Below are 11,401 nucleotides of genomic sequence, written 5' to 3'. Positions count from 1 at the left end.
TGCGTTTTAGTATATTTAGCTAAATTTTTATTTCTTCGGCGACTCGTACTACATTTCTGCTCAGAAATTCCTCATCCGTCAGTAAAACGATTTTTTTATTAGGAAAGGCTGCTGCGACTTTCGCTTGATTGAAGCGGGTTTGAGGAGCTAAAATCAAAAAATCATAGTCATTTCCCACCATAAATATTTCTGAAAAAGGCGCGGAATTCACTTGGTAATGCTGATCATCCGCTAGTTGTTCTTTGAGCGCTTTGACGAGCAGTGCGCTGGAGAGCCCAGTTGCACAAAAGAGACCGATCTGTGTCATCTATTCACTTCCTCAAAATGTAATCCCTTACTTTTTACACCTTAAATATAGCATAAGCTAAATATTTTGCAATAGTTTTAGATAAATATTTTTGTTTAATAACTAAAAAAAGACAAAACGCTTGCTAAACGTTTTGTCCTGCTTCTTATTTTTTTCTTACTTGATGCTTTCGCGTTCGACGATCGTCGTGGCGACCAGCATTTTCAGATGGTTTTCATCTTCACTGGTGATTTTCTCGATCAAGCGTCGCACAGCTTGGCGACCAAGGTACACTTTATCTACTTTGACGGTGGTCAGCGGTGGGTTGCAAAATTCCGCCAAAGGAATATCATCGAACCCAACGATGGCCAACGGATGATCGGGGAACACTTCGCGAATGGCTTTCATGGCACCGATGGCGATATTGTCATTGACCGCAAAAAAGGCGCTTGGTAACGGCCGCTGATCGGCACGCAAGGATTCCAAATAGACCTTCATGTCTTGATATGAGCCCTCCAAGGTGGGTTCTACTAAGGCTTCCGTCTCTTCATAATGGATCAGATCATGCTCTTGGATCGATTGAATAAACCCTTGCTTGCGTTCACGGAAATTGTTGATTTGAAAGGTTGAGTTGATGATGCCAATGTCTCGGTGGCCTTTTTCGATCATCTTTTCAACGATCTCATAGGCGCTGTCACGATTATTGATGGCGACAAAATCAAAGTCCTGCGAATTAAAAATCGTATCTAAAATCACTAAGGGTACTTCCAAATGACGGAAGACTGCTAAATCTTGTTTTTCCAATTCCGTTCCTAACAATAGCAAACCATCTACTAATTCTGGGTGGATCTTTTCGATCGGGTCTTCCTCTGGCGCCAATGTGATATGGGAAATGACCAATTCATAGCCTAATGCGCTGCATTCCATTTCGATCCCCCGGATCAATTCAGAAAAGAAAGGCGTATCCCCTACGACATTTCCTTGTTTGTTCATTACAACAAATTTGATCTTTTGGCTTTCCGTTTTTTTAATTTCTCGCTGATCAAAATACCCCATCTCACGAGCGATCTTCAAGATCGCTTGCCGTTTTTGTTCACTGATCCCCTTACGATTGTTGATTGCATTAGAGACAGTTCCGCTGGAAACGCCAGCTTTTCGGGCAATATCAGAGATCACAACTTTCATTTGCTCACCGCTTTCTGCTTCTCATTCTGTTAAAAGTATAGCAAAAGAATTGTTTTTTTACTACCAAAAAAGCTAAAACAAACTAAAATTTTTAGTTTGTTTTAGCTTCTACTTTGATTAGTTACTTTGTTCCGCCAAAATGCAGAAGGATAAGGGGTCGATGGTTATTCTTGGCGCTGCTACGCCGCGAGAAGTGATCCCAGCTCCTTTGGGGTCAGCAATGATGTGCCAAGAAGCATTTTCTGTTGCCGTCGGTAAGCCAAAGGACCAGCTTTCTTCCGTGCTGTTGAGTAAAACGAACAAGGAACGCCATGGATGCTGTTTGTCACGATTGGGTACTTGATACGCCAAGCGATTTTCATCCTTTGTCTCATAAAAGACCATGCTTTCAGCCGTTTGGGTCGTGGCATCTCTCAATGGTGCATAGGACTGCCGCAATGCCCATAAGCCCCGATACAGCTCGCGCAACTCTTTGAAGGTTTTGGCACGTGACCAATCCAGCTGATTGACTGCCAGTGGCGAACGGAAGGAATTTTCATCGCCTTCTTTGGTACGGCCAAATTCTTCCCCAGCTTGAGTCAGCACTGATCCTTGGCTAGTAAACAAAATGGCTGCTGCTAGTTTATTGCGGGCTAAAAGCTCAGGATCAAACTCATAATTTCTTTCCTTCACTGAAGCCTGCATGGTTGCCACCAGCTTGTCCCATAAGGTCAAATTATCATGGACTGAAGCATAGGCGATCACTTGGCGGGGCGATTTTGCCCAGCGCTCGGCGCCTTCTTGTGCGGCAACTTTCGTATTTCCTTGAATCGCCGTTGCCAAATTTGCTGCATAAAAGGTTTGCTTGACTTGCGGTTGACCATTCATTCCTTGAATAAACGCGCCGTCTGTTTCTTCAAAGACATCGCCTTTGATACTGTCTCTTAAATCATTGCTAAAAACCGCAACGCCTTCTGACAGTGCCCAAACATTGCTTTTATTTGCTGGGATATTCGGCTGAATAATTTGATTGCTGCCGGCATCCCATGGCTCGCCGTATAAAATCACATGGCTGAAGCCGGCATCATCTAGGCGTTGACGCAATTGGTTCATGGTTTCCACATCGATCAAGCCCATCAAATCAAAACGAAAGCCGTCGATTTTGTATTCTTGCGCCCAATATAAAACTGAATCAATGATAAATTTACGCATCATTTTCCGTTCAGAAGCCACTTCATTGCCGCAAGCAGAACCGTCCGCAAAATTCCCTGCATCATCTTGACGGTAGTAATAATCAGGCACCGTCAAATTAAACCATGATTCTTCCGTGATCGCAGTGTGATTAAAGACCACATCCATCACAACGCCGATGGCTTCTTCGTGCAGCGATTGGATCATTTGCTTGCATTCACGAATCCGCGCCTTGGGATCACTAGGATCAGAAGCGTATCGTCCTTCAGGTACATTGTAATTTTTCGGATCATAGCCCCAGTTGTAGGCAGACGAAGTTTCATCATTGTCAAAATCGAAGATCGGCAGCAGATGAACATAATTGATCCCCAGCTCTTTTAAATAGGCCATGCCAGTTGGTTGACTTTCATCTCCCACCAGATGGGTCTTTTTTTCAGTGAAGGCTAAATATTTTCCGCGATTTTCTGGTGAAATACCGCTGTTTTCGGCACCACTGAAATCTTCGACATGTAATTCCCAAATATAGGCATCTGTGATCGACTGCTGACCGACGCCGTGACTTTCCTGCCAACCTTCAGGATCTGTTTCCTTTAAATCAATGATCGCACCGCGGTTTCCGTTGATCCCTACTGCCTTGGCATAAAGATCCATCGCTTCGATTTTCTGCCCATCTCGTTGAAACTCAAAGGTATAAAACAGCTCCTTGACGTTTTCTTCCGTCGTGACTTGCCAACAGTTGTCTTCTTGAACCATTGGCAGCGTCAGCAGACGATCGTCAGTCCCAGCAACACCGCTTTGATAAAGCAATACTGAAACGGCCTCTGCCTCTGGTGACCAGCATTTGAACGTGGTTTGCTGTCCTTGAAAAGTCACACCAAGATCATTCCCGTGATACGTATGTTCTTCTAAAAAACCGATCCTGCGATCGATCGCAATCTTTTTTTCTCCATACTGCGTGTTTTGTCCCATCAAAATTCCTCCATTCAACGTTTCTAACTATAAAAGCCAGTTACTTTTCTGCTATTTCTACCTTCTCATATTTCTTGAAAATTGCCAACAATAACTGACAGCGTGCATACAAAAAACAGCTAAGACCAAAAAAGCAGGCAATGTACATGCTGAAAACCAGCGCATAGGGTGAAAGAAGCATGATGACAATAGGGGCTGCAGTCAGAATATGAAGACTAAGTATTTTAAAAGGGTGCTTTGCGGCGACTTTTATGCTGTTCAAAATGATCGTTTTGATTCCGCTATCGTAACGTGCGAGTAAGAAAAACGAAACTTGGAAAAATTGAAGCCACATGAACGTACAAATTACTAAGCCTACGGTAAAAAGATCAGGCGTCCCTTTTAGTTGGAAATAATACAACCAATCAGCAGTCAAAAGCCACAAAGAAAAAAGTAGACTGAGCCAGATAAGAGTGCTCTTTCGAAAGCTTTGGCAAAAGACCGACCAAAACTGCTGAACAACAGCCGGTGCTTTTCCTTCTATCAGATCAGTCGCCACTTTAGAACCCGCAGTAATGGCTGCACCGATCGTGAAGAGCGGCAAACTAAAAAACAAGAGTAGTATATTTAATAGGAGCAACTGGCTGAATTTCCAAGCGATTCGTGCGAAGAAGTTTTCTGAATGAAAAAAGTGTATCATGTGGGTTTACTCCTTTACTGATCCGACAACGATTCCTTGAACGAAATATTTTTGTAGAAGCGGATAAATAATCAATAACGGCACCACTGCCACCACGATCTTCGCTGCATTCAAGTTTCGATCAGAGACCGCTAGTAGACTTTGTAGCTGCTCGGAAGTCAAATTCCCGGCTTGTTGCATTGTTTCAGCAATGTTGACTGATAGTGTTTGGATATAGGTCATTAAAGGATAGTTTTCAGTCTTGGTCATATAGATCAGTCCACTAAAAAAATCATTCCAACTACCGACAATACTGAATAGAGAAACGGTTGCCAAACACGGCAAAGACATTGGAATATAGATTCGTCCCAAAATCTGCAGTGGGTTGGCCCCATCGATCCGAGCAGATTCTTCCAATGATTTGGGAATTCCCCGAAAGAAATTCATCACCAAGATCACACTGCCGATAGGGACTGCACTAGGTAAAATCAGGGACCAAATCGTATTCAATAATCCTAGATTGCGAACGACCAAATACGTTGGAATCATGCCACCACTGAAGAGCATAGCGAAAACCATCACACTCATGAATAATTTTCTCGTTCGAAATACTTTTTTTGATTTAGATAGCGGGTAAGCCATCGTTACGATCATCACCAAATTCAGCAATAAAGAGATCACCACACGAATGACTGAAATACCAAAAGAACGCCAAAACTGCTGATCGCTCATGATGCGCTCATAAGCCGCTAAGGTCAGATCCACTGGCCATAGCCCCACAGCATTTGCAGCGACGGCACTGCTGCTGCTTAAAGAAAGTGCCACGACATTCAACATCGGTACTAAACAAGAAAGAGCCAAAACAATGACGATCAAATAAATTACTGCATGCCGTATACTAAATTTTTCTTTCATCTCTTTTTTCCTTTCCTTAAAACATCACTCTGTCAGTCTTCTTCTCCGCAATTTTGTTGGAAGACCAAATCAAGAATAGACCGATCACCGATTTGACCAGACCAACGGCGGTTCCTAAGCTATAGTCTCTACCGATCAGACCGATTCGGTAGACATAGGTATCGATAATATCGCCGCTTTGATACACAACCGGAGAATACAGGTTATAAATTTGGTCGAAGCCGGCATTCAAGATATTAGGCAGCGACAAAATCGTCATCAGCAAAATAAAAGGCATCATCCCCGGCAGGGTTACGTGCCAGACTTTTTTTGACCAAGAAGCACCATCCATCGTTGCTGCTTCATATAATCCCGGATCAATCGAGGTAATGGCAGCAAGGTACACGATTGAACTGTAACCAAAACTTTTCCAAACATCGGTCCCGATCAGCAAACGAGGAAACAGCTGATTACTACCCAAAAAGTTTAATGGTTCTACACCAAAGTTTTGTAAAATCTGATTCACCGTTCCATCAAGACTGAATAAATTGACCACTACTGAAGCCAATATGACCCATGAAAGAAAATGGGGCAAATATACGATGGTCTGAATGGAGCGTTTCATCCACTTTACACGTACTTCATTTAATAGAATCGCAAAAAGAATCGGTACGATCGTATTAAAGACAATTTTCCAGAAAGCGATGAAAATCGTGTTTTTAGTTACTAAGAAAATATCCGGTAAACTGAACAAATAGCGAAAGTGCTCGAATCCCACAAATTCAGAACCAAATACACCTTTCGCTGGCACATAATCTTGAAATGCCATCAACAACCCAAACATAGGACCATAAGAAAAAATCAAAATAAAAATTATGCCTGGTAAAATCATCCCTAGAAAGAAAAGCTGATCTCGAGAAAACCACTTTTTCTTTTCTTTTTTGCTTTCTTTTTCAACAGAAAGTTCCATTTACTTACTCCTCCATAAATTTTTTGCCTCACCAGCCGCTTGATGAAAAAATTCGAACAAAGAAAAGGCACCTGCAGTCGGTTTTCCTGCATACAACCTTGCTTTTCTTTGTTCGAAAGACGAGTGTCAGAACCGCTGGAGTGGCCGCTTAATTATCTGCTCGCTGATCTACTACTTCTTGCATTTCTTCAAGTATGGCTGTCCCACCTTGGCTATTCCAGGTTTCAACATAGTTGTCGAAGTTTTCCAGGGGTTCTTCTCCAGTGATAAACTTAATGAAGGTCTCTTCCTCCAGTTTCCCTACTTGTGCGCCGTTTCGTTCATTGGCTTTGATCGAATCAAAACGCGGTGGTTTCACTTCATTCAAGCGTCCTTGCTCTCTGATACCGCCCATCACATTATTGACGGCTAAATAGCGGGAGGCATAGCGGGTCCAGTCCACCGGATCAGTTTCTTCAGGGCTATCCAGATATTGCTTGATTTTTTCGGCGTTTTCTTTGATGAAGAAGTTGGAGATATCCTCGATAGATGTTTCGCCAACCGCCGCCTTGGAAGCTTCTACTGCATCATCAATCTCACTATAGGCTTTTAAGAAAACAACATTCCATGGACGAACCGTCCCATCGACATCCACTTTCGCATAGTCATAAATTTCCGGAAACTCGGCTTCAATATCTTCCGAGTTGACAACTTCACCATAAATCAGATTGATCATCTCCATGATTTTTTCCGGCTCAGAAAAACCTTTGCGCACCACGATGTATTGCCCAGTGCCGCGGTTAGCCACGGCATTGACCCCTCCATCGCCGTTAGCATTTTCAAGGGCATAAGGAACAAATTCAGCATTTGGATCATTTTGTTTGGCTTGTACTAAGCCCCAGTCAGGCATGTGCCAAGGACCAAAAGCGATGCCCGTTTCTCCATTAACCATCATGGCATGGATATCGTCATACGTGCGGGTACCAAATTGCGGATCCATGAACCCTTCATCTTGCCAGTCCTTCAGTAGCGTTAGTGCTTCTTTCATTTCTGGCGTATTGGATCCATAAAACATCTGCCCATTCTCATCTTGGAGATACGATTTTGGGTAGGCTCCAAACGCATTCATGATGGCTGTTCCGGTATATGCCGTGCCGCCATGATTTGGCGAAGACAACCAGAAGGCCAATGGCAAACCAACTGCTTTTCCGGTATTGGCTAAATCATTTTCTTGAAAAGCAATCGCTGTTTCCTTCAACTCATCCAATGTAATTGAGCGATTGCCATCTTTATCCAGTTCAATACCTAGCTCATCTAGCCAGTCCTGGCGCAACCAGACAAGATTGGGCCCGAAGTCATCGCTAGTAGATGGGATCGCCATCAAACGATCATCAAACGTGGCTGCTTCTAACTGAATCCCATCAAACGAATCATAGATGTCTTTTAGAAAATCGTCGGCATGCTCCTCAAATACTTCGGTCAAGTCTTCCACTAAATCATTGTTAACTAATTCTTCCAATTCATCTCTTGATCCGACGATCATCGTATCCGGTAGTTCCCCTGAAGCGATCGCTAGCGATACTTGACGATCATAGTCTTCCCCATGGGCTTCAAAGGCACTCTCCAGCTCGATGCCCAAGCGTTCTTGAATCAATCGAGTATATGCGTTATTGCTGTAAGAATCCCCCTCAGGCAGTTTCGAGTTCGGTGCGGTCTGGCGTCCGATCGTAATCACGGTATCCCCATTTTCATTGGTCTTTGCTTCTTCTGAACTGCATCCTGTCATAATAAGTGCTGAAGCAACTGCTGTTAACATTGCTGTCCCCCGCCTAAATTTCATTGTTTTCCTCCTCAAACTTTTTTGATATCCTTATTATACGCAATCGCTTCCACAGAAAATATAGCACTTTTTTCAGATTCATAGCACGATTTCCAGAAAAATAAAACGTTTACAAATTCGCTCTGTTGCTTTTTTTGTTTATCGCTTACTATAGAAAGAAGAAGCGACTGCGTAATTTTCTCTATACGAAAGGACGGCGAAAACCATGTACCGACTGCTGCTTGCTGATGACAGCTACGATCAAAGAGAAGTGATCAAATACTTCTTGAGTCAGCATGAAAAAGAATGGCTGATCGAAGAAGCCAAAAATGGCCGCGAAGCCTGGCAACTTTTTCAGGAACAGCCCTTTGACTTGATAATTACCGACGTAAAGATGCCCTTTATGGATGGACATGCCCTCGTAGCGAGAATCAAAGAAGCAGTTCCTGAAATTCCTGTGATGTTTATCAGCGGCTTTGAAGATTTTCATTATGTAAAAAAAGCCATACAGTTAAAAGCGGTTGACTACCTCTTAAAACCAATCGACCCTGATGATTTTTATGAACAAATAAATAAAATCATTCTTTTTATTGATCAACAAAAGCAGCGCGCTTACACAAAAACAATCGCACAAACCCATTACTTGAAAGAGATTTTGAGTAAACTTTTTTATGGCTATCCTTGGCATTCACTGCCGAAGGAAGAGCAATCGATTGCACAAGATTTTTTTAAGACTCATCCCTCTTTTTTTCTCGTTACTTGGCCGCTGGATTCTTGGAATGCGCCGGATTTTGTCCCTTCGCTATCTGCTGCATTTCCTGAAATGTTCAGTTTGTTTTTAGCTCCAGCACAACTGCTCTTTTTTAACGAACCTTTGCCAAAAAGGGAAATCGAAGAGCGAAAAAACAACTTAACTACCTATTTTTCCGAACAGTTTCAGCAAAAAATAACACTTTTTGACAGCGGACCAGTTCCCCACCATTCAGGGGTGTATGGCACCTATCATGACTTACTGAGAACCAGTCAGCGGTCTTTTTATCAGCAAAACAAAGGGAAAATCTGCCAGTTGCTTCCGGGAGATCACTACATCGTCAAGAAAGCGCTTTTTGAAAAAACCGTTTCGTATGTGAATCAATACGAAAGTAAAAAAGCCCACGCGCTTGTGAAAACAGTTTTCGACTGCTTTGAAACAAATGGACGTGAGGAACCAACCAATGCCAAGTTTTATTTTGCGACCTTTTATCAAACAATCATCGATCAGTGCACGATCACTTTTGATGCGGAGTGTGGCGCTAATCAGATTGGAAAAATACTGGAAGCGCCAAGTCTGCAACTAATTGCGGATATTTTTGATGCCCTCTTCCATTATATCCATGATGCATTGCTTCAAATCAACGGGAGCCAGTCAAATGACTATGTGCGCCAAGTAAAATCCTATATATTCGCTCATTTTCACCAAGAGTTGAGCTTGGAGCGGTTAGCAAAGGAAGTCAATATCAATCCTAACTACCTAAGCGAATTATTCAGTACTTCTGAAGGCATGGGTATCACCAAATACATCAAGTCTTACCGTATCAAACAGGCTCAGAAGCGTTTAAAGAACTCGAACTGCAGCATTCGAACTATCTCCAAACAAGTTGGCTTTAATCATTATTCCTATTTTTGCAAAACGTTCCGAGAAATTGTCGGAATGACGCCGGATGCGTATAGAAAGAGAGGTCCCTTTTGTTAAGAAAAGTCCACGATTGTGTTAAAAATTTTCGTTTTCAAAAAAAGATCGCCCTTATTTCAATTCTTTCAAGCATTGTTCCTCTGATCGTTTTGACCTTTGTCGGGGTATCTATCATCCGAGCCTTTATCCAACAGCAGGAAAAAAGTGCTTACTCCGATAATCTCAAAAGTATCAGCTATCAGTTAGAAAGCAAGATCCACACCTATCGGGACAGCCTGCTCTTTTTAGCCAACAATACCGCCTTGACGCAAGAGCTTTCTAGTCAACGCTTCTCAAACTTTGATCAATACAATCTCTTTCAAAATACGATCGTGCCTTTGTTTCACAGTGTTCGTTTTCCGCAAGCAGATATTAAAGGCATCACGCTATACACCACGATCGATCTTTATGATCATGGGCAATACGTCAAAAAAATCACGGCTGATACAGCACTGCCTTTTCTAAAAGAACAACCTTCGACCGAGATTCGAACGTATTTTGACAAAGAACGGGAGGAACTTTCTTTTTATACCAACCTTTTTTTAAAAGGCCATACCGCAGATTCCTTAAACTACATCGTTTTAACCATCGATCGAGCAGCATTGTTCACGAATCTTGATGCAGTCACTGAGGAACCTTACGATTTGACGATCCAGTCAGAGACCGGGCAGACGCTTTACCGCATTGATTATTTGACGAAGCAGCAGCGTACTCAAAAACAGTGGCTGGTTGGAAGCGCAGTTATTGAAGAAGCCCCTGTACTGCTGGATAATCATTGGCAAATCGTTTTTGTTAAAACCGCACAGTCATTTTTCAGCAGTCTACTGTATCTAGTTGGTGCGGCACTCATTATCTTTGGTTTTGTATTAGTGATATTGGTTTTATCCAGCTGGTGGCTAGCAAAAACCGTGGTACAGCCGATCAATTCTTTGGCCCAGCAAATGGCTTCTTTATCAATGGATCAATTCAAAATCCAGCACACATATTCTTCAAAAGATGAAGTCGGACGGTTATACACCAATTTTCAAAAAATGCTAGATAAAATCGCTGAGCTGATCAATGAAGTATATGAAGCCGAATTGAAACAAAAAGAATACGAATTGCGGGCTCTGCAAGCCCAGATCAATCCGCATTTCTTTTATAATTCCTTAGCACTGATCAGCAATACTGCCACACTAAACGGCAATCACGAGATCCGTGAGATGGCTCAGCTGCTGTCTCGATTCTACCGTCTCAGCCTAAACCAAGGATCCAACCGGCTATCCATCACCAAAGAACTCGATCTAACAATCACCTATGCTAAAATCCAGCAAAAAATGCATCACCATTCCTTTGATTTAGTCCTCGAAATTGACTCAGATATCGATGAGTATCCGATGATCCATCTGCTCTTGCAGCCGTTTGTCGAGAATGCCGTCTTTCATGGGCTTGATCATATTGAAGATGACCGCAGAGGGGTATTGACGATCCGCTGCCTCAAAGAAGGACAATGGCTACGGTTTGAGATTCAAGACAATGGTCCCGGGATTGATCCTGAACAGCTAAAACAACTGGAGGAACCTTCTGATCAACATTATGGTATCAACAATGTACGCCAACGGCTAGCATTGTACTATGGCGCGCAAGCTTCCTTATCGATTCAATCAGTAAAAGGTGAAAACACCACAATTGTTCTACTCATACCGCAAGACTTACCTCCTCAAAAAAAACCGTCAGTGAAGAATGTTTAATCACTAACGGTTTTTTGGTGTCAAAATATT

9 protein-coding genes are annotated in these 11,401 nt (G+C 42.5%); 2 read left to right on the top strand and 7 right to left on the bottom strand.

Features of this window, described 5'->3' with window-relative positions:
• Window positions 1-19: 19 nt before the first annotated feature.
• From IGI86_RS00295 to IGI86_RS00265, 7 genes are all read right to left on the bottom strand, one after another.
• Entirely contained in the window at window positions 20-307 is a 288-nt protein-coding gene (locus IGI86_RS00295; RefSeq protein ID WP_301387394.1) for a PTS cellbiose transporter subunit IIB, read from the bottom strand.
• A gap of 156 nt (window positions 308-463) precedes the next feature.
• A complete protein-coding gene (locus tag IGI86_RS00290; RefSeq protein ID WP_430617631.1) occupies window positions 464-1,471 on the bottom strand; it encodes a LacI family DNA-binding transcriptional regulator in 1,008 nt (335 codons plus the stop codon).
• 117 nt (window positions 1,472-1,588) lie between these two features.
• Entirely contained in the window at window positions 1,589-3,610 is a 2,022-nt protein-coding gene (pulA, locus tag IGI86_RS00285) for a type I pullulanase (protein ID WP_430617630.1), read from the bottom strand.
• Window positions 3,611-3,650: 40 nt separating this feature from the next.
• The gene (locus tag IGI86_RS00280; protein ID WP_430617629.1) at window positions 3,651-4,289 is read right to left on the bottom strand and encodes a DUF624 domain-containing protein; all 639 of its coding nucleotides are present in this window, start codon (window positions 4,287-4,289) and stop codon (window positions 3,651-3,653) included.
• A gap of 6 nt (window positions 4,290-4,295) precedes the next feature.
• Complete coding sequence (locus IGI86_RS00275) at window positions 4,296-5,183, bottom strand: carbohydrate ABC transporter permease (RefSeq protein WP_005232877.1); 888 nt, start codon at window positions 5,181-5,183, stop codon at window positions 4,296-4,298.
• Window positions 5,184-5,199: 16 nt separating this feature from the next.
• A complete protein-coding gene (locus IGI86_RS00270; RefSeq protein WP_008376715.1) occupies window positions 5,200-6,132 on the bottom strand; it encodes an ABC transporter permease in 933 nt (310 codons plus the stop codon).
• A 148-nt stretch (window positions 6,133-6,280) separates the two neighbouring features.
• Window positions 6,281-7,951, bottom strand: coding sequence for an extracellular solute-binding protein (locus IGI86_RS00265; RefSeq protein ID WP_086316726.1), 1,671 nt, complete (start codon window positions 7,949-7,951; stop codon window positions 6,281-6,283).
• A 205-nt stretch (window positions 7,952-8,156) separates the two neighbouring features.
• Between IGI86_RS00265 and IGI86_RS00260 the strand changes: the two genes are divergently transcribed.
• Together IGI86_RS00260 and IGI86_RS00255 are read left to right on the top strand one after the other, a co-directional pair.
• Entirely contained in the window at window positions 8,157-9,662 is a 1,506-nt protein-coding gene (locus IGI86_RS00260; protein WP_430599774.1) for a response regulator transcription factor, read from the top strand.
• Entirely contained in the window at window positions 9,656-11,371 is a 1,716-nt protein-coding gene (locus tag IGI86_RS00255) for a sensor histidine kinase (protein WP_086316724.1), read from the top strand. The genes IGI86_RS00260 and IGI86_RS00255 overlap by 7 nt, the downstream gene beginning before the upstream one ends.
• Window positions 11,372-11,401: the final 30 nt, after the last annotated feature.

The organism is Enterococcus sp. AZ188, from assembly GCF_050544075.1.
Lineage (GTDB): Bacteria > Bacillota > Bacilli > Lactobacillales > Enterococcaceae > Enterococcus_D > Enterococcus_D entomosocium.
This window is presented reverse-complemented; position numbering and strand designations above follow the sequence as displayed.

Excerpts from the sequence above, each read along its gene's own strand:
- IGI86_RS00290 (WP_430617631.1), bottom strand. The coding sequence starts at position 1,471 with ATGAAAGTTGTGATCTCTGATATTGCCCGAAAAGCTGGCGTTTCCAGC.
- pulA (WP_430617630.1), bottom strand. The coding sequence starts at position 3,610 with ATGGGACAAAACACGCAGTATGGAGAAAAAAAGATTGCGATCGATCGC.
- IGI86_RS00270 (WP_008376715.1), bottom strand. The coding sequence starts at position 6,132 with ATGGAACTTTCTGTTGAAAAAGAAAGCAAAAAAGAAAAGAAAAAGTGG.
- IGI86_RS00260 (WP_430599774.1), top strand. The coding sequence starts at position 8,157 with ATGTACCGACTGCTGCTTGCTGATGACAGCTACGATCAAAGAGAAGTG.
- IGI86_RS00280 (WP_430617629.1), bottom strand. The coding sequence starts at position 4,289 with ATGATACACTTTTTTCATTCAGAAAACTTCTTCGCACGAATCGCTTGG.
- IGI86_RS00275 (WP_005232877.1), bottom strand. The coding sequence starts at position 5,183 with ATGAAAGAAAAATTTAGTATACGGCATGCAGTAATTTATTTGATCGTC.
- IGI86_RS00295 (WP_301387394.1), bottom strand. The coding sequence starts at position 307 with ATGACACAGATCGGTCTCTTTTGTGCAACTGGGCTCTCCAGCGCACTG.
- IGI86_RS00265 (WP_086316726.1), bottom strand. The coding sequence starts at position 7,951 with ATGAAATTTAGGCGGGGGACAGCAATGTTAACAGCAGTTGCTTCAGCA.